Raw genomic sequence first — 24010 nt, forward strand, 5'->3', positions numbered from 1 at the left:
TGCGCGCGACCTGCCTGCCGACCGCGCACCGAGCTTGCTCAGGGCCCTGTGGGAGACCGATCCGGACCACGTCCTGCTGGACGGCACACGCGCCGAGTGCGACCGGTTGGACGACGAACGAGCCGCCCCTGTCCGGTCGGCGAACCACTCACATCCTGCTGAACAGTTACCCGCGGACCGTCCGAAGACAATCCTGAAGAACCAATGCGGTGGAGCGGTGGCAATCGGAGAGATTCCGTTCCGGAAGCCGTGGGACGGAACCAGCTCTCGTATGCTGCAACGGAACTGTCATGAAGTCATCCGCGCGAAATGGCAGCAAATGACCACAACGGGGGGACGCCAGACGTGGGGCCCAGCGAGGACGCCGCCGAGTTGAAGAAACGCGCGAAGAGGCTGCGGGAGTGCGCCCGGGAAGCGCGGGCGCTTTCCCGTCGCCTCGGGCCGTACCTCGACGACGCGGTGAAGAAGGCCACGCCCCGCGCCGGCGGCTTCCGTACCGGTGACGACAAGGGCGCGATCTGGCAAGGTCCGTTCGCCGACGAGTGCACCAGCACGCTCCAGCAGCGGCAGCACACGCTGAACAGCATGGGCACGGCTCTGCTGACGGACGCGACCCGCTGGGAGAACCAAGCGGACGAGCTGGACCGCCAGGCCAAGGAGAAGGACAGGTCCAAGGCCGGAACGGGCGGCAACTGATGGCATTCAGGGGATTCGACGCCGCCAAGCTGAGGTCACTGGCCGGCGATCTGGACGCCCTCGCCGGGCACTCGGGGCAACTGCACGCCCAGCTCGCGACCCTCCTCACCAGTGCCCAGCAGAACCTGCCGCCCGGCCAGAGTGCGTCCCGCGACCCCGCCCTCCAGGGGCTCGTCGGCGACCTGATCCCCCTCCCGTCGTTCTTCGGTGGCCGCCGGCGCCTGCCCGGGTCCCTCCAGGGCGAACTCGGCGACATGCAGGCGTCGATGAAGCGCCGCATCAAGCAGCTGGAGGGCCTCAGGGAACTGGAGAAGCTCGGCTACCCGGTCAGCGACGGCAGCGTCTTTCTGGACGAGAAGCCACCCGACGCGAAGAAGATCGACGCCGCCCTCCGCGATCTCCAGGCCCTGCAGGGCAAGGACTTCGGCACCAACGGCAACCGGGACGACCTGGAGAAGGTCTCCGGTGGGCTGGACGGGCTCACCGCGGCCGAGCTGGACGCGCTCATGACGAAGGCATCACCCAAGGACCTCGCCTTCTACAACGAGTTGATCACCGACACCGGTGACTCCGTCTGGAGCCCGTTCGACCACAACGGCCTGCCCGAGGCCGCACGCCGGGACACGCTGAGCCTGATGCTGTCCAAGATCAGCCCGCAGAACGTGGGCAAGTTCCAGGCGGCGTTCCCGGGGACGCAGCCGACGTTCACCAACACCGGTGCCTACGAGAGCGGCGGCAACAACCAGAACGGCCAGACCAACAACGGCATCCACTGGGCGCCCCCCTCCGACCCGTTGTTCCGGGACGGGGTCTCCGCCGACGACATCAGCCAGAACCAGTTCGGCGACTGCTGGTACGTGGCCTCGCTGGCCGGACTGACCCAGAAGGACCCGAAGTTCATTCAGGACGGCATCAAGCAGAACCCCAACGGCACGGTCAGCGTCCGCGTCTGGGACAAGCAGGGCAAGCACCACTGGGTGACCATGACCGCCGATCTGCCGTCCGATCAGAACGGCAACCCGATCAGCACGTACGGCAACGGTGAGACGTGGCCGGCGTACTACGAGAAGGCCTTCGCGATGGTCTACTCGGACGACGGCGAAGGCGAACGCGGGTACGGCGGCATCGAGGGCGACGACCCGAAGAAGTCCGCCCCCTACCTGACCGGCCAGGAGGGCGAGGACCTGGAGACGGGCGGCTTCCTCGGCATCGGCGAGCACGACGACAAGGACATCGCCTCGCTGAGGAGGGCGTACGAATCCGGGAAGGTCGTCACCCTCTCCACCCCGGACGACGAGAGCCTGGACAAGAACCACCCGAAGGAGTGGGGCAGTACGTACCACAGCAACCACGCCTACTACGTCCGCGGTTTCACCGACGACGGCAAGGTCATCCTCGGCAACCCCTGGGGTGTCCACGGTTATCCGCCGATCACCGTCAGCCAGGACCAACTCGACAAATACTTCCAGGGACCCGAGGCCTTCGATGTCCCGTGACGATGCGCGACAGGTGAGTGCAGTGCCCGACCAACCGCAGGTGAAGTACCCCTTCGAGTTCGACGGCCGGTGGGTGCTCCGCTACCACGTCCCGTACACCGTCCAGCACGAGGGCCTCCCGCACCGCATCGTGGCGACGGTCTTCGCGCAGCCGTCGGTGCACGGCCGCATCCAAGTCAGTTGTGAGGGTCGGCCGCCCGTCGAGCACGACGGGTTGACGGCGGGCGACACCGTGGAGATCACCGGCGACATGTGGCGGGTCGCGGAGGTCGACTACCGCACCCGCGTCGTCCTGGAACGCGCGGCCGACGCCGTGGAGGAGGAGACCAGTGTTCAGGCCGGTGAGTAGGTACGGCATCACGGGATCGGTCGCCTTCCTGGCCCTGCTGGCGCTGACCGGATGCGGTGCGTCGTCCGACGGCGGTGACGAAGACGGCGACGGTGGCGCGACCCCCGCGGCGCGGGACAAGGGCCCGGCATGCGTGGGCACCGCCCCGGCCGACGGGGCGCACGTCCTGCGCGGTGGCGGCTTCAAACTGCCCGGCGGCGGTGGCGTGCAGTACGCCGGGGCCGACGCGGACGGCACGAAGCGTACGGCGACACTGCGCGACGGCGCGAAGTACGCGTCGGGGCAGCGGGAGTGGACCGTCGAGCCCGGGGCGGAGGTCACCGTCTCCGGCCATGACTACACCGTGCGGCAGATCTGCTCCTACCGCGTGGTCCTCGAGCCGAAGGCCGCCGAGGACCGAGCCGCGCTCGCCGCCGCGCCGAAGTCACTCGAACCCCGGCAGGGCGCCGCCGACGAGGGCCTCTGCTTCACCACCGACCGCACCGTCCTGGCCACCGCCGCCAAGGGCTTCCCGGCCGAGGGCAACACGCTCTCCCTGCTCGACAACGGCGGGGTGCAGCGCTTCCCCACAGGCCTGTCCCTCACGGTCTCCTACATCGACCCCGCCGCCGGAACGGCCGGCATCGACGCGAACTGCGCCGCGATCCCGGTCGCCGGCTACAAGGACGTACGGGTCGGGGAGACGGTGGAGTTCGCGGGGGTGCTGTTCGAGGTGTCGGCACTGACGGAACAGGCCGTCCAGCTCACCCGCACGAGCACGTAGCGGAGAATCCGGTACCGGCCAAGTACCTGGGCGGAGCCGTTCGGCGAGCGTACGGAAGGCAGCCGGAGAGAGGCCGCACCGCCTTACAGCCCCTTCGCCCCTCCTCGCCTCATCACACCTGCCCACCAGCACGGCTACCTGGGACGCTCGAGGGCCGGCGGGAATATGGCGGAAGCCGGTCGGCCCGTCAACGGAGAAGAAGAAGGAGCTGGGCCCGCGCTGAGCGGGCACCGGCTGCGTCCCCTATTCCGCTTCGTCCGGGAAACGCTGCATCAGGGCGAAGGGAGACGACAACGCGGCGCCGGCAAGAGTGAGGACGTCGGTGTTCACCTCCTCCAGCACGATGGCAATGGCGAGGTCCACGGCGTCCACCAGGCCGGTGGCCGTACCCGCGCCGGCGATATCGGCCGGTGGGATTTTCCGGCCGGGTTCGATGGTGGCCCGGACTCCCTCCCTCTCCAGAAACTTCGCCTTGCCCAGACCCACTGACGAGTACACATACTCCCAGCCGTCGTACGCGATGCGCAGCACCCGGTCTTCGCGCTTCAGAGCCCTGGCGTTGAACCGCAGCTCCGCACGCCGTCCGTCGAGGGTGAGTTCGGCCTTGAACAGCGACGGCCGTCCCGACCGGCGTTTCCCCCGGAAGACCGCCTCCGGAAAGGCGGGGCCGCTCAGCCGAGCGGTGTCCATTCCCTTTTCAAGTGGCCGGTGGAGCGGGCAGCGCTCCACGACGACGGGGTCGAAATGCCCCACACTTCCCTCGAGCCCGGCCTTGGGCCGCTCCCGCTTCTCCGCCTTGGTTCTGTACGGCAGCAGCTCGAACTCCCAGGACGCACTACTCGTTTCCACGGCGGCAACTACTCATTTCGAGCGTAGGTTTTTCCGGAACTCTGGATCTTGCTCTCCGCGGTCTCCCCTTGCTGGTCGTACGGGTTGAGTACGCTGCCCAGCCGCGGTGCCACCCACCCTTCCGGGTCGTCCACGGGCATGACGTGGCTGCCCGTCGTGAGGTCGTCGTCGCAGCTGCCGGTGTCGCCGACCTCGACGGTGCGTCCCCGGGCCGGTGCCGGTCAGGACGACCGTGCACACCGGTTGTTCACCAGAAGATCCCATCTGCAACAGCAGTGAACGGGAACTGTTGTTGGTGTTGTAGCGTCCACTGTTGCGAACGGACAGTCCGCTTGCCTCTGATGACACGGGGAGGAACGCCCATGGATCGCGGTGCAGATCTCACACGGCTCCGGGAACTGTCGAAGCTGTACGCCCGCAAGGCCCACGACCTGCAGCTCCTGATCAAGGACCTGCAGTCGGGCACGGCGGACAGCTCCGGCTACTGGAAGGGTCCGAAGGCCGACCGGTTCCGGGACGACTGGCGTGATGTGAAGCCGACCTTCGACAAGTGGGTCACCACACTGAACGACGCCAGCAAGGCCGCGAACACCAGCGCCGACAACATCGAGCGCGCCACCTGATTCCAGGGCGAATCGCGCTGAGCGTACAACCGGCCGGGGCGCCGGGACCACAACCCGTCCGGGCTTGGTCCCGGCGCCCCGTCGGCATTCGTACGAGATCCGGCGTCAGGCGCCGTTGTGGTGCGAACGGGCCTCCGGCGCCGTCACCTTCTCGGGCTCGCCGCGGATGGCCGCGTCGATGACCGGCAGCAGCTTGCCCACCTGTCCGCCCGGCTTCCGATGCCGTCCGGCCAGCTCCCGATGCCAGGCTCGGGCGTTCTTCCCCCCATCCCCACCTTGTCGCCTCCGATGTCCTCGGCCGGCTCTTTGAGAGCCCGCCTGAGGTTCTCCGCCTCCTCGGCGAGCTCACCGTGCGGCTTCTGCGGATCTGCCTTTCTGGGATGAGGGGCGCTCGATTCAGATTCCGCTATTAATATTACCTTCTGAATTCCATTTCGCGCCCGGAATTGCCCCTGCCCTCAGCGCCTCATAATCTAAGTCAATGGCCTCCAGCGGTACGCCCGAGAGAAATCCCGAATACCTCGCCCCGTCCACCATGAGCGAGGTGCGGAAGTCATCCGACGGCTCCCCTCTTGGCGACAGTTCCATCGAGGTGACCCTCGTTCCCATAGCCGCGGCCGAAGGTCAGGAGCAGCTCGTCGCACTCACGTTCACCTCGGTGTGCCTGCTGGTCGAGGCGATGGGAGAGCAGCAGACCTGGGGGGTCGTCCCCACCGGCGAGGCCGAGGGGGCCCTGAAGGGATCGGGCGCCCGGGCCGTCCTGGCCGATCCCCGGCTCGCCGTCTGCTCGGCACAGGAACAAGAAGGGGAATCCACCGGTGGTCGACCCGAACTTTTCCGGAATCAACCCGGACAACCTGCTGCGGACCATCAAGGACCTGGAATCCGGCAGCAAGGCGCTGCACAGCGCGAAGACCTCTTATTTCTCCAGATTCCAGAAGTTCGGCCTGGACACGGCGGACTTGACGGAGATCAAAAAGATCGCCGGCTGGACGGATGACGAACTTCCCATACTGCGTCGGAGGCAGGCTCTGGCAGCAGCCATGGAGACGGACACAGGAGGAATCAAGCGCGGGGCCATGGTCCAGTTACGTGAGCCCGTCCCGAGTGTCGGCGAAGCGCGGGAGGACGGAAAGAAGCTTGCCGAGGAGATCAACAAGGCAGCTGACCTCGACCCGAGCAAGGCCGGCGCAGAATTCCACCGGATCGCGGTGGAGCTGGCCAAGCACAAAGGGGACCCCGATTTCACTTCGGCGTTCTACGCCAGGATGAAACCGCAGCTGCTCAAGATCCTGCCGGTGGCAGTCGCCGCCGCCGACGCGCCTTCCGCCGAGAACGACGTCAAGGCCTTCGGTTCCGCGTTCACCACCGCGGTCAAGGCCGCCTCCCCCGCACCCGGCTTCGACAGGACAGCAGCCCTGTTCCACGGCGACATCGGCAAGGACGAGCCCACGGCCGTGTTCAACCGGGCGCTCATGCAAGGTGACGACACCGACCTTTGGGCAATCGCCTGGAAGCACACGAAGGTCGCTGTGACAAAGCTCGGCGACCCGGCGGACACGTGGTCCGACACAGCAGGGTTGCTGGCCTCCGTCATCGGTATGCAGGCGAAGTACGCCGGTCACTTATGGGAGCGGTCGCAAAAGTTCTCCGACGAAGCAAGTCGGCTGTACCAGCGGCGCATCAACAGCATGAGCCCGGAAGATCGGAGAAAGTTCAAAAAGGACACCAGGCGAGCGGCTCGAGCCGCCAGACAGTCCGCTCACGAGGCTGAACGCATTCTCACCAAGTACGGTATGGGCTCGTTCTCCCGGTTGTTGGAGGTCTCCATCACCGATGGCGGCAGTTGGCTGATCGGCAAGGTTCCCGGTCTCAGACCCCCCAGCTCGGCAACTCTCTTCGGCCGTGCACTCCACGCGGGCGGCAAGCTGCCACTGGTGGGTACGGTCCTCACCGTCGGGGCCATCGGGTGGGACATCGGTCACGGGGAGGAGAAGGACGTCGCTGTGGCGGCCAACGTCGGTGGGATGGCTGCCGGGGCTGGCGCCACCCTAGGAGCGATGGCGCTGGTCGGGGGCCCCGTCGGATGGAGCATTGCGGCCGGGGTGGTGGCTGGCTTCGGAATTGGCTACGGCACTTCTTACGTAATCAAGAGCCCAATTGGCAGGGAGGCAGTCAATATTGTCACGGGTGCAGCAAAAGAAACGGGTGAGGCAATCAGTAACACAACGTCCAGCGTCAAAAAAACGGTGATTGGGTGGTTCTCGTGAGGCGGATCAAAGATGGCTAAGAAGAAGCACCCCGCGGATCAATACCAGTTGCCGCCCCATGTCATGAAAGGAAAACGGCTGGCCGCCATGCGCGCCGCGTGGACGCCTCGCCCAAAACTACCAAAACGCCGCCTGATCCTCGGCATTTTCGGCATTTTCTTGCTCGGTCTCGTCTTGTCCCTGGCCCTATGGCTTCCTCCTCGCTTCCTGTTGCACGACCTTCGCGCTCACGGGATCACTGCCGCTGCCGTGGTAACCGGAGTCGACAACAAACCCAAGTATGTGAAGGTCAGGCTCGTCCAGGGTCCCAAGTCAGGAATCGAAGTCAAACTGGGGGACTACGCTGGCATGTACCCCGACGCTCAGACCGGCGACATAATGCTGGTCACGTACGACCCCAAAAACCCGTCTCACAGCCTCTCCCACAGTTGGGTCATCGATCCTCCCTTCAATGTGCCTGCGTATGGCACATCTGCCCTCACTGCCTTTTTCCTGACTGGAACAGTCGTTATGACGCTCCGCCGCCGCCGAATCCTCCGCACCCACGTCAGCCGTTCATCACCGCCTGAACCGGCATGAACGACCCGCCGGTCACGAACAGGCCGCTGCCCGCGGGGCCTCCGCCGCTGTTGGACGGGAGCCGGATGCCGAAGAGTTCGCCCTCCGACGGGCTCTGGGGCGTCAGGAGCAGGCCGTTGCGGGACTTGCGAGCCTCGACGGCGAAGCCGCGGTACTGACCCGAGAGGCTGTCGGTGGAGCCGGCCGCGATGAGGCCGATGCCGCCGTCGGCGCCCTTGCGGACCACGGCTTCCAGGGCCTCGTCGAGGCTGGTGTCATAGAGGAGTTCGGCGTCGTCGACGATCACGACGTATGAGCCGCTGGACGCCTTGTCCACCAGTTCCTCCAGGTCGTCCTCGCGGCTGTCGGCGTTCAGGAGGCCCAGAACGCCTTCCCGTCCCTCCAGGCCGCGCAGCGGCGAGCGTCGCGGAGCGACGAGTACCACCGGCGTGCCGACGCGCAGCAGCGACTCCGTCGCGGCCATCAGGGTCGTCGAGCGGCCTGACTTCGGCGGGCCCGCGATGACGAAGCCGGGGCCGTTCTCCTCCAGGTCGATGCCGATCGGGTGCAGTTCGTCGCCGCCCACGCCGAGCAGCGCCCACAGGGCGGACGGCGGCGTGAAGTCGGGGTCGAGGGCGAGGGCGTCGGATGCCGTGATGTTCGAGGGCAGTGCGTCCACGCGCATCGGGCGGCGGCCCGCGGGCGCCCGGCCGTGGCGGGCGGCGGCCTCCTCGGCGATCTCACGGAGCGCACGTACCTGGGCCTGGCCGGCCCGGTCCGCCGAGAGCAGACCGATCTGCGTTTCGTCCACGCCGGTGTCCGTGATCCGCAGGGCACGGCCCGGGGGCATGTTCTTCGGGACCTCGCGGGCGTGGAGTCCCGCCGTGGAGTAGTCGTTCGGGTCGGCGAAACGCAGGACCAGCCGGTCGGCGAAGGCGGACGAGACGTGGCCGCTCAGGCCACTGCGGTCGGCGCTCATGACGACCTTGAGGCCGACGGCGGAGCCTTCACGGAAGATGCGCTGGGCTGCTTCGAGAAGCTGGCCGTAGTTGTACGCCTCGAAGGTCGAGGCGAAGCCCTCCCAACCGTCCAGCAGCAGCACCATCCAGGGGAGTCGGTCCTGCGGCGTGGCTGTCGCGCGTTGCTCGGCGGCGCTCGACGCGCCTTCCATGGCGAGCAGTTGCTGCCGTCGGGCAATCTCCGCCAGCAGGCGCTCGATGAGGCGGCGAACCCGGTCCGGCTCGTCACGCGTGACCACGGCGCCCACGTGGGGCAGGCGCATCAGTGGCAGCAGCGCGTTGGAGCCGCAGTCGATGCCGTAGAGATGGACGTCATGCGGAGAGGTGCTGCGTGCCAGCGAACCCGCCAGGGACCGCAGGGCCGTCGAGCGGCCTGAGCGGGCTCCGCCCAGGATCATGGTGTGCTCGCCATGCACCAGGTCCAGGGACAGTGGCATACGGGTCTGCTTCGCCGGCAGGTCGATCAGGCCGTACGGGATCGGCGCGACGTCGGCGGGAGGCGCGGTGTCCGGTTCGGCTTCGTGCGCCGGGGCGTACGCCACCACCTCGTCGAGGGTGACCAGTTCGGACAGGGGGTCCAGCCACGGGCTGCGCTGCTCGCCGAAACCCATCCGCCGCGCGCCGTCGCACACGGCATCCACGAGAACGGCCAGGTCGGTGACCATGGTGCCGTCGTCCTCGGCCTCGTCCCGTTTGGGCAGCGGGCGGCCGTAGGCATGCCACGGCAACGGCAGCAGGGTCGTCTTCGGGCCGGTCCCGCCCGTCGCGGGACGGCGGCCGCCGATGCGGGCGGACTGTACGCCGACCAGGGACTGCGCACCGGAGCGCACATACATGCGGCCGGGAGTCGACTTGGCGATCGCACCCGAGTCGGGAGCGTCGATGACGTCGATGGACTCCGAAGCGTCCGTCACCCTCAGCGCGATGCGCAGGTTGGTGTTGGCACGGATGTCCGCGCTGACGACGCCGGCGGGCCGCTGGGTGGCCAGGATCAGGTGCACGCCCAGGGAACGGCCGCGGCGGGCGATGTCGACCAGGCCCGCGACGAAGTCGGGGAGTTCGGCGACCAGGGAGGCGAACTCGTCGATGACCAGGACGAGTCGGGGCATCGGCTCCAGTTCCGGGCGGAGCTTGCGCGTGTCGTTGTAGTCCTCGATGTCCTTGGCGGCGGCGTCGAAGAGGATCTTCTCCCGGCGGTGCAGCTCGGCCGCGAGCGAGGCGAGGGCCCGCTCGGTCAGATGGGCATCGAGATCGCTGACCATGCCGACCGTGTGCGGCAGTCGGGCGCAGTCCATGAAGGCGCTGCCACCCTTGTAGTCGATCAGCACGTAGTTCAGTGCGTCCGGCCGGTTCACGACGGCGAGCGAGGTGATGATGGTCTGCAGCAGCTCGGACTTGCCGGCACCTGTGGTGCCCGCGACCAGCGCGTGCGGGCCGTCCCGCCGGATGTCCAGCACGAATGGGCCGTCCGCGGCGATGCCGACGGGTGCGGCGGTCGTCGAACCACCCGCCCGCCAGACGCGCTCCACGTCGGTCCCGTCCGGGTCGGGCATGCCCAGCAGCGACAGCAGCCGCGCAGAGGTCGGCAGTGCGCCGCCGGCGTCGTCGCGGCTGACGTCGCGTACCGGCGCGAGGGACCGGGCAAGCAGCTCGCACCACTCGGGCGCGACCTGGTCGGCCAGTACGTCACCGACGGATTCCAGCCCGTGGCCGCGCACGCGGACGTGATGCTGGACGTCCGGGGACCAGGCGACGACGGCCTTGCACTCCTCCGGCAGCAGCCGCTCGTCCTCGTCGACGCAGAGGGCGAGAATGCCGTACCGCGGTCCTTCGCTGAGAAGTTGCGGCACACCGGGCACGCGGCGCAGCAGGCGTGCCCCGTCGAGGATCAGCAAGACGTTGGGGTCCGGATAGAGCTGGCCCGTCATGGTGTTCTGCTCGCGGGCCGCCTTCCGCCGGGCCAGTTCGTTCAGCAACTCGTTGACGCGGCGGGTGACGGTCTCGGAGTCGAAGCCGACCAACGCTACGCAGTCCTGCCCCTGATCGGGACTGGTGTGGGGCAGCCAGTGGAGCCACTGCCACGCGGCACCGGCACTCGGGGCGGCGGTGAGCAACACCAGGGAGAGGTCCCGCGGGCTGTGCAGGACCGTGGCCTGCACAGCGAGCCAGCGGGCCGTGGCCAGCGCTCGGTCCCGGTCGCCGGCGACGCCGACCACGCCGAGTTCGGCGAAGGGGAGGGTGACCGGGACATCCGTGAGTACCGGCGGTTCCGGACCGTCCTCCTCGTGCAGGGAACCGCCGCGACCCATGACGAGTTCCACGTCCGAGGGCAGGTCACCGACCCCGATCCTCAGCTGCATGGCGTCAGGGTCGGTGAGGCGGCGCTCCCACAGGCGGCGGCGGGGCCCGGTGGCGAAGAGCAGGATCTCGGCCGGGTCGGGAGCGTCCGCCCGACGGGCGCGCTGCTCCTCCTTGGCGAGGGCGACCAGTTCTGCCTCGTGGGCTGCGAGGTCCTTCTTGTACTGCTTGAGCGACGTCCGGTGCTTCTTTTTGCCCTCACGGTTCTCGCTGATCCACTGGGCAGCCATCATCAGCGGGCTCATCAGACAGAAGAGCAGCATGTAGATCTGCTTGGTAAGGAAATACATGCCCAGTCCGAAGGCCATGGGCATGAACGCCATGAGGACTTGGAATCGGGCCCGCTCCCCCTTGTTCGGCGCCACCGGCACCGCGAGCCGTCGGCGGGGTCGCAGAGGGGCCAGCCTCGGCGGACGGTTGTAGGCCAGGCCACCTTCATTCATTGCGGACAGGTGCGCGTCCGGCGCGGCGACGCGGGCAAGGACCAGAAGTGAGTCGCCGATCCGGACGACGCCGTCCGGCGGCCAAGGCGTCCCGGACGCCGCCACCGGTATGTCGTCGAGCTGGATCCGGGCCCCGTCCTGAGGGCTGAGCGTGGCGTTGCCCTGCATGTCGATCGCCACCCGGAGCGCGATCGGCGGCAGCGAGGCACCTGGCAAGGGAAGCGAGCAGGTGGGCGCCGAGCCCAAGGTGGTCACACCGACGCCGAGCCGGACCACGCGCCCGGAGGCAGGGCCGCCGGCCACCCTCAGCTCCAACTGGCCGACGGGCTCGCCCTTGCGCAGCAACGGGCCCATGGAGTCGTCCACGGTGACCCGCATGCCGTCCTGCAGCACCTGGGCCACGGGTGCCGCCGGGTCGCAGAGCACGCCGTCGGCCCACAGGGACGGCCCGCCACCCCCGTGACCGGGGAGCGGGGGCGGCGCCATGACGGGCAGGACACTGACGTTCGCCGGCATGCCCGTCGGGGCGCCGCTTCGGCCCGGTTCCGTCGACAGCGCCTGCACGACATCGCCGGCCGTCGCGGTGTCGTCCGCGGTGACGACGACGTCGTGCGGCTCACCGCCCTCGCTGACGACCGTCACCAGCATCCGCATGGTGGTCTTCCTCCCCGTCGGCTTCTGTTGCCGTATTCATTGCTCCGGCAACGGAGACTACTGTCCGTCTCCGGCTGCAAGCTCGGCCGCCCGTGTCTCAGACCGCCGGCAGCGCGTAGATCTCCGGCCCGTGCGTGACCAGCAGCCGGTTCCCGAAGGTGGTGACCTGCCACGGCTCGCCGACGGCCTTGCTGTCGCTGTAGGTCCAACGGAGTTTGCCCGTCTTGGCGTCCAGGGCCACGATGCCGCCGTCCAGGGATCCGGTGGCGCCGTACAGTGCCGTCCCGGACCGCAGGAACGTCTCGGGCCCCTCGACGTCCAACTCGTCGCAGAGCCACGTCCGTTTGCCGCTCTTGACATCCACGGCCCACACGCCGTCGTCGTGGTCGCTGGTGTAGAGCACACCGTCGATGACCGTGGGGTTGCCGAAGCCTCGGCGACCGTTGGGGGACAACGTCCAGACGGTGCTGCCCGTGTCCGCGTCCACGGCTACGAGTTCCTCTCCCGGAAGGAAGACGAGGCCCTTCGCGGCCGTGGGCCGCCAGGTCCATTCGTCGCCGATCTTCTTCGTCCACAACTGACCGCCCGTGGCGGTGTCCCGGACGGTGAGGTTGTAGTTCGAGTCGGCGTAGACCAAGTACTTGCCCGAGACCGAACCCTGGACGTCGTAGTCCTTGGTGCCCCAGTCCCGCGGCTGGAGCCACGCCGTCCTCCCGGTGGTGTGGCTGATGGCCGCGATGGCCGTACGGTACTTGGTGGCGCTTTGCGACTGGCCGTAGTCGGTCGCCGTCACGTAGACGTTCTTGTCGTCGATGGCGATCGTGTCCTCGACGGACAGCTGTTTGCCGAGGCGGCTGCGCCAGACCTCCTCGCCGCTCTTGACGTCGTAGGCGACCAAGACGCCGTCGTAGTCTCCGTCCGCGAGGTACACCCTGCCTTCGTGAAAGAGGAGTTGGGCTCCGGGGCGGCAGATGTCCGGCTTGGTCCAGCGGGCCTTGCCCGTCCTGACGTCGTAGGCCACGAGCGGATCGCCGCTGACCAGGAGCAGTCCGTCGTGCGTCAGGAGCGGTACGTCCGTCGTGGTGCTGTCCTCCACGGCCGACTCGTGCCACAGCGGTTGGGGTGCCACCCCGGCGGGTGGGGACGTGAAGTTCTCTTCCACCGGCTCGGCCGAACCACCCTTACCCGAAGCATCCTTTGCCCCGTCGGAGGCATCGTTGCCCGACTTGAGTACCCACGCGGCACCACCACCGGCCGCCGCAACGGCCGCTGCACCACCGAGCGCAATACCGAGCGCCCAACGCCGAGAACGGGCCGGAGCAGGTGCTCCGTCCGCACCGAGCTGGACTGTGCCGGGAAGGGGTGTGCCGTATGCGGGTGCCGGCATGCCACCGGGCGGGGCACCGTACCCGGCCGTCCCGGTCGGCGGTGTTCCAGTCGGCCGCGTCCCGTCCAGCATCGTCGGCGCCGGGCCGAAGGTCGCCGCGGCCTGGGCCTGCGGGGCGGCCGGGGGCGCCCCGGGAGTCTCCAGGTCCAGGATCCCCGCGGCATGGGTCGCGATCGTCGAGGCGACCGCGGAGGGCAGCCAGTCCCGCAGGGCCGCGTCTATACCCTGCTCGGCCAGTGCCGCCACGATCTCCGAAGGTGCCGGTCGCTTCTCCGGATCCTTCATCAGGCAGGCGTGGACCAGACCGAGCAAGGACTGCGGTACGCCGGTGAGGTCCGCCTCTCCGTGCACGACCTGGTACAGGAGGGCGGCGTGCGAGGCCGCGCCGTCGCCGAAGGCGCTCCGCCCGTCGCCGCGTACGCCAGGACGGCGCCCAGGGAGAAGACGTCCGCCGCGCCCGTGGCGCCCTTGCCCAGGATCTGCTCGGGCGACATGTAGCCGGGCGAGCCGATCGACACACCGGTCGAGGTGAGGGAGGCCGTGCCGTCCATCGCGCGGGCGATGCCGAAGTCGATCAACAGCGGGCCGTCGAGGGTGAGGAGGACGTTCGACGGCTTCACGTCCCTGCGCACCAGGCCCCGTTCGTGCACCGCCGTCAGCGCCTCGGCCAGGCCCGCGCCCAGCACCCGTACGGTGTGGGCGGGCAGCGGGCCGCCGTGCGTGACCGCCACCGTGAGGGACGGGCCCGCCGCGTAGGCCGTGGCGACCCATGGCACGCGCGCCTCGGGGTCGGTGTCCAGGACCGGGGCCGTCCAGGTACCGCCCACCCGCCGCGCGGCCTCGACCTCGCGCCGATGGGGGTCCCCCCTGCTCGTCAAGAGCTTGGGGGAGGGCGCGGAACTCCTCGTCCAGCGCGAAGTGCGGGTGCACGATCTTCACCGCGACCGTGCGGCCGCCGGCGCTGCGGCCCAGGTAGACCCGGCCCATGCCGCCGGCCCCCATCTGCCCAGCAGCCGGTACGGACCCCCCGTCGTGGGCTCGTCGACATCGAGCGGCCGCATGGAGTCCGCCCCGTCCGCCCCGTCCGCCCCGTCCACCCCTCCCCGTCCCACTCGTACGCGGGCGTCTGCCAGCAGGGTAGTGGGAGGCTTCCGCCTCCTCACGGGTGCGGCGGGCCGGCTTTCACGGCTGGAGCAGGTCGACCTTCACGTCCGCCGGGAAGCCCGTCGTCGGGCCCACCCTGCGTGCGAACGCCTCGACCGCCGCCAGCTGCGGCGGGCCGAAGCTGAAGTCGAGGGTGGTGAAGTACTGGGCCAGCGTCTCCTCGTCGAAGGCCTCCCAGCGGGACGCCTGCTCGGCGACCTTGCCGACCTCCTCCAGGGAGAGGTCACGGGAGGCGAGGAACGCCTCGTGCACCTTCCGGGTGATGACCGGCTCGCGCTCGAGGTAGTCGCGGCGTGCCGCCCAGACGGCGAAGACGAACGGCAGCCCCGTCCATTCCTTCCACAGCGCGCCCAGGTCGTGCACGTCGAGCCCGAAGCGGGGCCCGTCGATCATGGTCGCGCGCAGGGCCGCGTCGCCGATGAGGACGGCCGCGTCGGCGTCCTGCATCATCAGGCTGAGATCCGGCGGGCACGTGTAGTAGTCGGGCCGCACGCCGTACCGCTCGGCGAGCAGGAGCTGGGCGAGGCGTACGGAGGTCCGCGAGGTCGACCCGAGGGCGACCCGGGCGCCGTCCAGCCGGTCCAGCGGGACCTGCGAGACGATCACGCACGACATCACCGGGCCGTCGCAGCCGACGGCGATGTCGGGAAAGGCGACCAGCTGGTCGGCGTGCTTGAGGAACTCGACCAGGGTGATCGGCCCGATGTCGAGATCTCCCTGCACGAGCTTCTCGCTGAGCTTCTCGGGGGTGTCCTTCGACAGCTCGAAGTCGAGGAGGGTGCCCGTTCTCGCAAGCCCCCAGTAGAGGGGCATGCAGTTCAGGAACTGAATGTGTCCGACGCGCGGCCGGGTGCGAGAATTGTCCACATCGCGAGGCTAGCCCTCATGCCTCGGGGCGGGTTCCCCGGGCCTGGTACCGGCCCGATCGGCACGTCGGAGCATGTGGCGGAAGTGGCATTCAAACTTTCGGGTGACGTGATCTTGACCTCTATTGCGCGCGGGCGGTCGCATGCTAGGCTCGTCCGCAAGTTGCAGTTTGGTTTCCCTTGCAGTACAGAGCCTGCGGAGCATGTGACCGCGGGCTCTCGTCGTTCTCAGACGGATGCGATTGTGCAGAATTGGTCTTCACACTTGCTGGGTTCTGGAGCAGGGCAACCCTTTGGGCCCAAGGAGGGCTTATGGCTACCGGAACCGTGAAGTGGTTCAACGCCGAAAAGGGCTTTGGTTTCATCGCCCAGGAAGGCGGCGGCCCCGACGTCTTCGTCCACTACTCCGCGATCAACGCGAGCGGCTTCCGCTCTCTCGAGGAGAACCAGCAGGTGTCCTTCGACGTCACGCAGGGTCCCAAGGGCCCGCAGGCGGAGAACGTCACCCCGGTCTGATCCTCTCCGATCCGGGAACGACTAGCAGTACCCAAGGAGCCCCCCGCCGTCAGGCGAAAGGGGCTCCTGCCTTTTCCACCGCGGAACCCGCCACGGACTCGCCACGGACTCGCCGCGGAACCCGCCACGGACTCGCCACGGACTCGCCGCGGAACCCGCCACGGACCCAGCACGTAACCCGCCGCGAACCCGCCCCGGAACGACATCGGCGCGGCCAAGCTCCCCGCCCATGACGGACACCGCCCCCGCCCCCGCTGCTGCCGCCCCGGCTCCGGACCACATCGTCGCCACCCGCGCCTTCTACGACGCCATCGCCGAGGACTACGCCGACCGCTTCCGCGATGTTTTCGCCGCCCAGCCCCTGGAGCCGGCGCTGCTGGCCGGATTCGCCGGGCTCGTCAAAGCGAGCGGCGTCGGTGGCGAGGTCGCCGACCTCGGATGCGGTCCCGGATGGGTGACGGCCCACCTGGCCTCCTGCGGCCTGGACGTCTTCGGCCTCGACCTGTCGGAATCCATGCTCGGGGTCGCCCGCCGAGAGAACCCGGGCCTGCGGTTCGAGCAGGGGTCGATGCTGGAGCCGGGCGTCCCGGACGGCACACTGGCCGGCATCGTCTCGTGGTACTCGAGCATCCACACCCCGCAGGACGAGCTGCCGGCGCTCTTCACCGGTTTCCGCCGGCTCCTGGCGCCCGGGGGCCATCTGCTGCTCGCCTTCCAGGTGGGCGAAGAAGCCCTTCGACTCGAACGTCCATTCGACCACCCGGTCACCCTGGACTTCCAGCGGCGCCGCCCGGACCGGATGGCCGAGATCCTGGAAGCGGCCGGGTTCACGCTCGTCCTGCGCGCCGAGCGGGCCGCGGACGAGGAACAGGGAGAGTCGACGCCCCAGGCCTTCCTCATCGCCCGCGCCCCGGACTCCGGCCGCTAGTACGGCCGCTCACCCCACGGCCCGCCCTTCATGAGCCCGGGTACAGCCCCTCCACCTCCTCCGTGAAGTCGCGGAGGATCGCTTCGCGGCGCAGCTTCATGGACGGGGTCAGGTGGCCCGCGTCCTCCCTGAAGTCGACGGGGAGGACGGTAAAGCGGCGGATGGACTCGGGGCGGGAGAGCGTCCTGTTGACCTCGTCGACGGCACGTCGCAGGACCGCCCGCAGATCCTCGTCGTCGATCAGGAGCTCGGCCGGGACCGGGTGCTTGCCGTTCATCCGGCGCCAGTGGGTGATGCCGTCGAGGTCGAGGGTGATCAGGGCGGAGACGTAGGGGCGGCCGTCGCCCAGGACCATGCACTGCGAGATCAGGGGGTGGGAGCGGAGCCAGTTCTCCAGCGGGGCCGGGGCGACGCTCTTGCCGCCCGCCGTGATCAGCATCTCCTTCTTGCGGCCCGTGATGGTCAGGTAGCCCTCGTCGTCCAGTTCGCCGAGGTCGCCGGTCGCGAGCCAGCCGCCGGGGGCCGCGGGGACGACTCCCCCGGCCTGAGGGTCCCAGTAGCCGCGCAGTACGTGCTCGCCCGCGACGAGGATCTCGCCGTCCGCCGCGATACGGATCCGGGTGCCGGGCAGCGGCCAGCCCACCGTGCCGAGCCGGGGCCTCAGCGGGGGCGTCACCGTCGACGCGGCGGTGGTCTCCGTGAGGCCGTAGCCCTCGAAGATCTCGATGCCGGCGCCGGCGTAGAACGCGCTCAGGTCGCGGCCGAGCGGGGAGCCGCCGCAGATGGCGTAGCGGACCCTGCCGCCCATGGCGTTGCGGATACGGCGGTAGACCAGGGGATCGTAGAAGGCGCGGGAGACCTTCAGGGACCCGCTCGGGCCGGGGCCCGTACCGGTGTGACGGGCGTCGACGGCCTCGCCGTAGCGGCGGGCCACCGAGGCGGCGCGGTCGAAGGCGGCCGCCCGTCCGCCCGACTCCGCCTTGGCGCGCGCGGTGTTGAAGATCTTCTCCAGCATGTACGGGATGGCCAGCAGGCACGTGGGCCGGAAGCTCGCCAGGTCCGGGAGCAGTTCCTCGGGTTTCAGGCTCGGCGCGTGGCCGAGCCGTACCCGGGCCCGGACGCAGGCGACGGCGACCATGCGGCCGAAGACGTGGGACAGGGGGAGGAAGAGGAGGACGGAGGCCTCCTCGCTGGTCCGGGCCTTGAAGATCGGGTAGAGCAGCTCGATGGCGTTGTCCACCTCGGCGAAGAAGTTGCCGTGGGTGAGGGCGCAGCCCTTGGGGCGGCCGGTGGTGCCGGAGGTGTAGACGAGGGTGGCGAGGGTGTCCGGGCCGAGGACCCCGCGGCGTACCTCCACCTCCTGGTCCGGGAGGTGGGTGCCGGCCTCCGCGAGCCGTTCGACGTGGCCCTTCTCCACGACCCAGACGCGCCGGAGGTCGGTGAGGTGCCCCAGTTCGGGGCCGAGGGCGGCGGCCTGGGCGGTCGTTTCCGTGACCAGGGCGACCGCGCCCGAGTCGTGCAGGATCCATCGGGCCTGGTAGACGGAGGAGGTCGGGTAGACGGGGACGGTGACCAGTCCCGCCGCCCAGGCGGCGAAGTCGAGGAGCGTCCACTCGTAGATGGTGCGGGCCATGACGGCGATCCGGTCGCCCGGGTTCAGGCCCTCGGCGATGAGCCCCTTCGCCACGGCCATCACCTGGGCGGCGAACTCGGCGGCCGTCACATCCGTCCAACCGCCGTGCCCTCCATGCCCTCCGTGCCCTCCGTTCTCTCTGCTCCCGCCGTTCCTGCCGTTCCTGTCCGGCCCCGGGCTTTTGGGGCGGCGGCTCAGAACCACCGTGTCCGGGGCCGCGTTCGCGTTGTCGAAGGGCAGGTCGGCGAGCGATCCGTGCCGCACCGGCCGTGCGAGCGGCGGTACGGCCGCCTCCCGTACGACCCCGTCCAGCCGCCGCGTCTCGGGCGCGACCGGGACCGGCTCGCCGGAGGCGTCGCTCGGGGCGGCGGTGGAACGGACGACGTCCGGGACGGTGGGCGAGGCGGCGGGCGGGACGGCGTGCGACGGGACGGTGGCCGGGCGCCCGTCGTACGCGTCGTAGGAAGGGGCGGCTGAGGACGGGACGGCGGACACGGGCGGCTCCTGGGGCGTGCAGCGGGACCTGCTTGCTGCGATGACGTACGTGCCTCGCACGCCGAGGCGCTCACCGGCGCCCTCCGGTGTTCTCCGGTGTTCTCCGATGCCTTCGGAAGGCAGGAGTCACGGAGTCACGGAGTCACCGCCGGTTCGGACTCGGGATCGTACGGGCCCGGCGTGACGGATTCGTGCGGTTCCGGAGAGGGTCCGGCGCCGGGGATGTGCAGCATCGGGAGATACATGAGGGAGATTCAGGTTCGCTCCAGAATGGCCGTCACCCCCTGCCCGCCCGCCGCGCAGACGGAGATCAGGCCGCGGGCGGGGGCGTCCCGCTCGGCCAGGAGTTTCGCGAGGGTCGCGACGATGCGGGCGCCGGTGGCGGCGAAGGGATGACCCGTCGCCAGGGAGGAGCCGGCCACGTTCACCCGGGCGCGGTCGACCGGGCTCAGGCCCCGCTTCTCCCAGGCGGCCAGGGTCGCGAGCACCTGGGAGGCGAAGGCCTCGTGGATCTCGATCAGGTCGAAGTCCGCGAGGTCCAGCCCGGTGCGCTCCAGCATGCGCGGGACCGCGTACGCGGGGGCCATCAGCAGGCCGTCCTCGCCGTCCGCCACATCGCCGTGCACGAAGTCCACGGCGGCCGTCTCGTACGCGGTCAGGTACGCCAGCGGCTCCAGGCCCCGTGCCTGCGCCCACTCCTCGCTCGCCAGCAGCACCACCGCCGCTCCGTCGGTGAGCGGGGTCGAATTGCCCGCCGTCATCGTCGGATCGGGGCCGTCGACGCCGAACACCGGCTTCAGGGCGGCGAGTTTCTCGACGGTCGATCCCGGCCGGAGGTTCTGGTCGCGGGCCAGCCCGCGGTGGGGCACCACCAGGTCCTGGAAGAAGCCGCGTTCGTACGCCGCGGCCAGCCGCTGGTGGCTGGCCGCCGCCAGTTCGTCCTGGGCCTCGCGGGTGATGCCCCAGGTGCGGGCGGTGACCGCGGCGTGCTCGCCCATGGACAGGCCGGTGCGCGGTTCGGCGTTGCGCGGGATGTCGGGGACGAGGTGCCCGGGGCGCACCTTCGTCAGGGCCTTGAGGCGGGCGCCGAGCGTCTTCGCCCGCCGCGCCTCCAACAGCACCTGCCGCAGGCTGTCGTTGACGCCGAGAGGCGCGTCGCTCGCCGTGTCGGAGCCACCCGCGATCGCGGACTCCGTCTGGCCGAGGGCGATTTTGTTGGCGGCGGCGGTGACGGCCTGAAGACCGGTGCCGCAGGCCTGCTGGATGTCGTAGGCGGGGGTACGGGCGTCCAGCGCGGAGCCGAGGACGGTCTCGCGGGCGAGGTTGAAGTCGCGGCTGTGCTTGAGCACCGCGCCGGCGACGAACTCCCCGACCGAGCCCGGCGCCTGGAGCCCGTACCGCTCGACGAGACCGTCCAGGACGGTGGTCAGCATCTCCTGGTTGGAGGCGGTGGCGTAGGGGCCGTCGGAGCGGGCGAACGGGATGCGGGTACCGCCGATGACCGCGACCCGCCGCACGGCGGCCGGCCGCACCGGCCGCGCGGACTCCACCGACCGTGCGGACTCCGCCGGTTCGCGCGGCTCCACCGGTCCGCCCTGCCCACCCTGTCCGCTCTGCCCGCCCGGTCCACTCGGCTTGCTCGGTTTCCGAGGGCTCATCTCGACCCGCTCCTCACACTGACGTAGGATTACCATCGGTAACCTTACTTCAGAGTAAGTTCTGCTGGAACACGTGCACCAGCACGTACGCACCTACGCACACCGGACGCATCCAGGGCTGGGAGTCGCACATGGCCGACCGCTATCTGAGCTTCACCGGGACCACGCCCGGCCGCTTCCTGAGCCGTCGGCTGGGCCTTCCCCAGCCGGCCTCGCTGAAGCGCTGGTCAGCGGCGCGGCCCGACCTCGGCGGCGGTCTGCTCCACCTCACCGCGGGCAAGTCCGGCCTCGGCCTCGCTCCCGTCCTCGCCCGCACGGGACTCTCCACGGGCGAGCCCGGCGACGCGAACGACACCGGCCGCCCCGCCGCCGTCGTCCTGGACGCCACCGGGGTGCGCGACGTGGAAGACCTCGTCGAGGTGCACGCGGCCCTGCATCCCGTCGTACGGTCGGTCGCCGCGAGCGGCAGGATCGTCCTGCTCGGCTCCCCGCTCGACGCCGCCGACCACCACCAGGCCGCCGCCCAGCAGGCGTTGGAGGGCTTCACCCGCTCCCTGGGCAAGGAGATCGGCCGGGGCAGCACCGTGAACCTGGTCCGCCTCACCGACGCGGACGCCGCCGAGTCCACCCTGCGCTTCCTGCTCTCGCCCAAGTCGGCGTACGTCAGCGGCCAGGTGATCGAGGTCGGCGCCGACGCCACTGCCGCCACCCCCGCACCCGTGGCCGCGGCCGGCGAGGGGGGCCTCCCCCTCGCCGGCCGCACCGCCCTGGTCACCGGCGGTGCCCGCGGTATCGGCGAGGCGGTCGCCGGGACGCTGGCCCGGGACGGTGCCAAGGTCGTCGTGCTCGACGTGCCGCAGGCCGAGGCGGACGCCCGGCGCGTCGCCCGACGGCTCGGCGGCCTCGCCCTCCCCCTCGACATCACGGCCGCCGACGCGGGCGCCCGGATCGCCGAGGCGCTCCCCGACGGCCTGGACGTCCTCGTCCACAACGCGGGCATCACCCGTGACCGGCGGCTGGCCAACATGCCCGCCGAACGCTGGGCCCCGGTGCTGGAGGTGAACCTGGCGAGCGTGCTGCGCACCACCGACGCGCTGCTCGCCGCCGGAACCCTGAAGCGGGGCGGGCGGATCGTGGCGACGGCGTCCATCGCCGGGATCGCCGGGAACACGGGCCAGACGAACTACGGGGCCTCCAAGGCCGGCGTCATCGGCCTGGTCCGCTCCCTCGCCCCGCGCGCGGCGGCCGAGCACGGGGTGACGGTGAACGCGGTCGCCCCCGGGTTCATCGAGACGAAGATGACCGCGGCGGTCCCGCTGGTCATCCGCGAGGCGGGCCGGCGCATGAACTCCCTGGCCCAGGGCGGTCTTCCCGTCGACGTCGCCGAGACCACCGCCTGGCTCGCCCACCCGGCTTCGGGCGCGGTCAACGGACAGGTCGTACGAGTCTGCGGCCAGAGCCTGCTGGGGGCGTGACCGCCATGGCCTCCGTACCCCCCGCCGCCGCACCTCCGGCCTCGGTGACCCTCGCCCGCTCCCCCTCCCTCGCCCCCCTGCTGGCGCGCGGTGCGCTGCTGTCGCCGGTCAAACGTCCCCGCCCCGACGCCGCGTTCCCGCGGACCCGGCTCGTCCTGCCCTCCCTGCGGGTGGATCCCGCGAGGCTGGCGGCGTACGAGCGGGTGTGCGGCTTCCCCGCCGCAGGAACAGGACAAAGCCAGGAGACCCGGGAGAACGCGAAGACCCAGGAGACCGGAGAAGCCGGGGGGACCGGGGAGGGCTCCGGCGCGCTGCCGCTGACGTATCCCCATGTGCTGGGCTTCCCGGCGGCCATGCGGCTGATGAGCGGCCGGGACTTCCCGCTGCCGCTGCTGGGGCTCGTCCACACGTCGATAGAGATCACCCGGCGCCGGGCCGTGCCCGGCGCCGGGACGCACGGACTGAGTGTGCACATCGAGGGGCTGGCACCGCACCGGCGCGGTACGGAGGCCACCGTGGTCACCGCGCTGCGGTCGCCCGGCGGTGACCTCGTATGGGAGTCGCGGAGCACGTATCTGGCCCGGCACCGCACCTCCGGGCCGCCCTCCTCCGGGCCGTCCTCCCCCGGGCGGTCCGCCCCGCGTCCGGAGGAGGAATCGGCGACGGCTCAGCCGCTGCCCGTCGTCGACGCGTGGCTGCTGGCCGGGGACACGGGACGGCGGTACGGTGCCGCGTCCGGCGACCGCAACCCGATCCATCTGTACCCGTTCACCGCACGGCTCTTCGGCTTCCCCCGTGCGATCGCGCACGGCATGTGGACCGTGGCCCGCTGCCTCGCCGCGCACGGCGTCCCGGAAGCGGTGACGGTCCGGGCCGACTTCAGAGCGCCGGTCCTGCTGCCGGGGACGGTGACGTTCGGGGCGCGGGACGGACGCTTCGAGCTGCGCGGTCCCGGCGACTGCCTTCACCTCACCGGGGAGGTCCGCCCGGCGTGAACGACCGCGCCGGCACCAGCGTCTTCGACATCGGCACCGGTGTCCAGGGCTTCACTGTCGGGCGGTGACCAGGGGCGGCCCGCCATCAGGTCGCCCAGTCCCGCCCAGGCGAAGTTCATCAGGGTGGCCGACGCCTGCCGGGCGGTGACGCCCGGGGTGCTGTTGGCCCAGTCCGCGAGCGCCTCGGCGGCGCCGACCAGTGCTTCCGCGAGCCCGGCGACCTCGCCGCCGGGGAGGCGGGGGTCCGTGGGGGTCCCCCCTGCTCGTGGGGGTGCCCCCTGTTCGAGCGACGTCGAGAACTTGGGGGAACAGCCGAGAGCTTGGGGGAGGGCTTCCCGGGCGGCGGCGAGGATCAGCTCGGTCACGAACGTCACGATGTCCGCGCGCATCGCGGCGACTTCGGCGGCGAACACCTCTCCGTGCGTACGGGCCTGGAGGTGCAGCACGGCCCAGCCGTCCGGGTGCCGCGCGGTGTGGGTGAAGAACGCCGTCAGCCCCGCCCAGAGCTGGCGGTCCGCGGGGAGCACGGGACGGGCACCGGCGCGCACCGCCTCGACGAGGGCCTTCGCCTCGCGGCGGATGCACGCGATGAACAGGTCTTCCTTGGAGTTCAGGTACAGATAGACCAACGGCTTCGACACGCCCGCCAGTTCGGCGATCTCGTCCATCGACGCGGCCATGTAGCCGCGCTGGCCGAAGGTCTGCACGGCGGCGTCCAGCATCTGCTGTTCGCGGACCGCACGCGGCATCCGCTTGCTCTTCACGGCACCCATACGGAGCAGCCTACGGGGCGGCGGCACCCTCGCCCGCCCGCG

18 protein-coding genes and 2 pseudogenes are annotated in these 24010 nt (G+C 70.1%); 12 read left to right on the plus strand and 8 right to left on the minus strand.

The annotated features are described in order from the left end of the window. Positions 1 to 10: 10 nt before the first annotated feature. The 5 genes and pseudogenes from ACIF80_RS04420 to ACIF80_RS04440 form a co-directional block, all read left to right on the plus strand. Positions 11 to 124 (plus strand): annotated as a pseudogene (locus tag ACIF80_RS04420) (IS5/IS1182 family transposase); the annotation flags it as partial. 221 nt (positions 125 to 345) lie between these two features. Beyond that, the gene (locus tag ACIF80_RS04425) at positions 346 to 696 is read left to right on the plus strand and encodes a hypothetical protein (RefSeq protein ID WP_399799127.1); all 351 of its coding nucleotides are present in this window, start codon (positions 346 to 348) and stop codon (positions 694 to 696) included. Beyond that, positions 696 to 2192, plus strand: a complete 1497-nt coding sequence (locus ACIF80_RS04430) for a C2 family cysteine protease (protein WP_399799129.1) — start codon at positions 696 to 698, stop codon at positions 2190 to 2192. Before ACIF80_RS04425 ends, ACIF80_RS04430 begins: the two co-directional genes overlap by 1 nt. 22 nt (positions 2193 to 2214) lie before the next feature. Continuing rightward, complete coding sequence (locus ACIF80_RS04435) at positions 2215 to 2541, plus strand: hypothetical protein (protein ID WP_399799132.1); 327 nt, start codon at positions 2215 to 2217, stop codon at positions 2539 to 2541. Then, entirely contained in the window at positions 2534 to 3304 is a 771-nt protein-coding gene (locus ACIF80_RS04440) for a hypothetical protein (protein ID WP_399799460.1), read from the plus strand. The genes ACIF80_RS04435 and ACIF80_RS04440 overlap by 8 nt, the downstream gene beginning before the upstream one ends. Positions 3305 to 3547: 243 nt before the next feature. Here the strand turns inward: ACIF80_RS04440 and ACIF80_RS04445 are convergent, their stop codons facing one another. Continuing rightward, positions 3548 to 4153, minus strand: coding sequence for a hypothetical protein (locus ACIF80_RS04445; protein WP_399799133.1), 606 nt, complete (start codon positions 4151 to 4153; stop codon positions 3548 to 3550). 362 nt (positions 4154 to 4515) lie between these two features. Here ACIF80_RS04445 and ACIF80_RS04450 point away from each other — a divergent pair, with 362 nt between their 5' ends. The 3 genes from ACIF80_RS04450 (at position 4516) to ACIF80_RS04460 (ending at position 7625) form a co-directional block, all read left to right on the plus strand. Continuing rightward, on the plus strand, positions 4516 to 4776 hold the full coding sequence (locus ACIF80_RS04450; protein WP_399799136.1) for a WXG100 family type VII secretion target: 261 nt from the start codon (positions 4516 to 4518) through the stop codon (positions 4774 to 4776). A gap of 818 nt (positions 4777 to 5594) precedes the next feature. Beyond that, the gene (locus ACIF80_RS04455) at positions 5595 to 7046 is read left to right on the plus strand and encodes a hypothetical protein (RefSeq protein ID WP_399799138.1); all 1452 of its coding nucleotides are present in this window, start codon (positions 5595 to 5597) and stop codon (positions 7044 to 7046) included. A 12-nt stretch (positions 7047 to 7058) separates the two neighbouring features. Then, the gene (locus ACIF80_RS04460; protein ID WP_399799141.1) at positions 7059 to 7625 is read left to right on the plus strand and encodes a hypothetical protein; all 567 of its coding nucleotides are present in this window, start codon (positions 7059 to 7061) and stop codon (positions 7623 to 7625) included. On the opposite strand, the gene ACIF80_RS04465 is transcribed toward ACIF80_RS04460, so the two are convergent. From ACIF80_RS04465 to ACIF80_RS04480, 4 genes and pseudogenes are all read right to left on the minus strand, one after another. Beyond that, positions 7594 to 12078 carry an FtsK/SpoIIIE domain-containing protein gene (locus tag ACIF80_RS04465; RefSeq protein ID WP_399799143.1) on the minus strand — a complete coding sequence of 1495 codons (4485 nt, stop codon included), beginning with the start codon at positions 12076 to 12078 and terminating at the stop codon, positions 7594 to 7596. The two genes, ACIF80_RS04460 and ACIF80_RS04465, sit on opposite strands and share 32 nt — an antisense overlap. Before the next feature lie 97 nt (positions 12079 to 12175). Further along, on the minus strand, positions 12176 to 13207 hold the full coding sequence (locus ACIF80_RS04470; RefSeq protein ID WP_399799462.1) for a PQQ-binding-like beta-propeller repeat protein: 1032 nt from the start codon (positions 13205 to 13207) through the stop codon (positions 12176 to 12178). After that, positions 13199 to 14526: pseudogene (locus tag ACIF80_RS04475) on the minus strand (serine/threonine-protein kinase); the annotation flags it as partial. The gene ACIF80_RS04470 and the pseudogene ACIF80_RS04475, both read right to left, overlap by 9 nt. Positions 14527 to 14647: 121 nt before the next feature. Next, positions 14648 to 15496, minus strand: a complete 849-nt coding sequence (locus tag ACIF80_RS04480; RefSeq protein WP_399799145.1) for a menaquinone biosynthetic enzyme MqnA/MqnD family protein — start codon at positions 15494 to 15496, stop codon at positions 14648 to 14650. A gap of 311 nt (positions 15497 to 15807) precedes the next feature. Between ACIF80_RS04480 and ACIF80_RS04485 the strand changes: the two genes are divergently transcribed. Both ACIF80_RS04485 and ACIF80_RS04490 read left to right on the plus strand, forming a co-directional pair. Further along, the gene (locus tag ACIF80_RS04485; RefSeq protein ID WP_003992177.1) at positions 15808 to 16011 is read left to right on the plus strand and encodes a cold-shock protein; all 204 of its coding nucleotides are present in this window, start codon (positions 15808 to 15810) and stop codon (positions 16009 to 16011) included. Positions 16012 to 16240: 229 nt separating this feature from the next. After that, positions 16241 to 16939 carry a class I SAM-dependent DNA methyltransferase gene (locus ACIF80_RS04490; RefSeq protein WP_399799148.1) on the plus strand — a complete coding sequence of 233 codons (699 nt, stop codon included), beginning with the start codon at positions 16241 to 16243 and terminating at the stop codon, positions 16937 to 16939. A 28-nt stretch (positions 16940 to 16967) separates the two neighbouring features. Here ACIF80_RS04490 and ACIF80_RS04495 read toward each other — a convergent pair whose 3' ends face one another. Both ACIF80_RS04495 and ACIF80_RS04500 read right to left on the minus strand, forming a co-directional pair. Then, on the minus strand, positions 16968 to 18884 hold the full coding sequence (locus ACIF80_RS04495; protein WP_399799464.1) for an AMP-dependent synthetase/ligase: 1917 nt from the start codon (positions 18882 to 18884) through the stop codon (positions 16968 to 16970). A 437-nt stretch (positions 18885 to 19321) separates the two neighbouring features. Then, entirely contained in the window at positions 19322 to 20725 is a 1404-nt protein-coding gene (locus ACIF80_RS04500; protein WP_399799151.1) for an acetyl-CoA C-acetyltransferase, read from the minus strand. A gap of 131 nt (positions 20726 to 20856) precedes the next feature. Here ACIF80_RS04500 and ACIF80_RS04505 point away from each other — a divergent pair, with 131 nt between their 5' ends. Both ACIF80_RS04505 and ACIF80_RS04510 read left to right on the plus strand, forming a co-directional pair. Continuing rightward, complete coding sequence (locus ACIF80_RS04505; RefSeq protein WP_399799154.1) at positions 20857 to 22200, plus strand: 3-oxoacyl-ACP reductase; 1344 nt, start codon at positions 20857 to 20859, stop codon at positions 22198 to 22200. A gap of 5 nt (positions 22201 to 22205) precedes the next feature. Further along, positions 22206 to 23195, plus strand: a complete 990-nt coding sequence (locus tag ACIF80_RS04510) for a MaoC family dehydratase (protein ID WP_399799465.1) — start codon at positions 22206 to 22208, stop codon at positions 23193 to 23195. Here the strand turns inward: ACIF80_RS04510 and ACIF80_RS04515 are convergent. Then, the gene (locus ACIF80_RS04515) at positions 23165 to 23968 is read right to left on the minus strand and encodes a TetR/AcrR family transcriptional regulator (RefSeq protein WP_399799156.1); all 804 of its coding nucleotides are present in this window, start codon (positions 23966 to 23968) and stop codon (positions 23165 to 23167) included. The two genes, ACIF80_RS04510 and ACIF80_RS04515, sit on opposite strands and share 31 nt — an antisense overlap. Positions 23969 to 24010: the final 42 nt, after the last annotated feature.

This window comes from Streptomyces sp. NPDC085927, from assembly GCF_044540975.1.
Classification (GTDB): domain Bacteria; phylum Actinomycetota; class Actinomycetes; order Streptomycetales; family Streptomycetaceae; genus Streptomyces; species Streptomyces hirsutus.

Coding starts and splice junctions, on each gene's coding strand:
- ACIF80_RS04510 (WP_399799465.1), top strand. CDS start 22,206: ATGGCCTCCGTACCCCCCGCCGCCGCACCTCCGGCCTCGGTGACCCTC.
- ACIF80_RS04515 (WP_399799156.1), bottom strand. CDS start 23,968: ATGGGTGCCGTGAAGAGCAAGCGGATGCCGCGTGCGGTCCGCGAACAG.
- ACIF80_RS04490 (WP_399799148.1), top strand. CDS start 16,241: ATGACGGACACCGCCCCCGCCCCCGCTGCTGCCGCCCCGGCTCCGGAC.
- ACIF80_RS04465 (WP_399799143.1), bottom strand. CDS start 12,078: ATGCGGATGCTGGTGACGGTCGTCAGCGAGGGCGGTGAGCCGCACGAC.
- ACIF80_RS04500 (WP_399799151.1), bottom strand. CDS start 20,725: ATGAGCCCTCGGAAACCGAGCAAGCCGAGTGGACCGGGCGGGCAGAGC.
- ACIF80_RS04505 (WP_399799154.1), top strand. CDS start 20,857: ATGGCCGACCGCTATCTGAGCTTCACCGGGACCACGCCCGGCCGCTTC.
- ACIF80_RS04485 (WP_003992177.1), top strand. CDS start 15,808: ATGGCTACCGGAACCGTGAAGTGGTTCAACGCCGAAAAGGGCTTTGGT.
- ACIF80_RS04460 (WP_399799141.1), top strand. CDS start 7,059: ATGGCTAAGAAGAAGCACCCCGCGGATCAATACCAGTTGCCGCCCCAT.
- ACIF80_RS04430 (WP_399799129.1), top strand. CDS start 696: ATGGCATTCAGGGGATTCGACGCCGCCAAGCTGAGGTCACTGGCCGGC.
- ACIF80_RS04450 (WP_399799136.1), top strand. CDS start 4,516: ATGGATCGCGGTGCAGATCTCACACGGCTCCGGGAACTGTCGAAGCTG.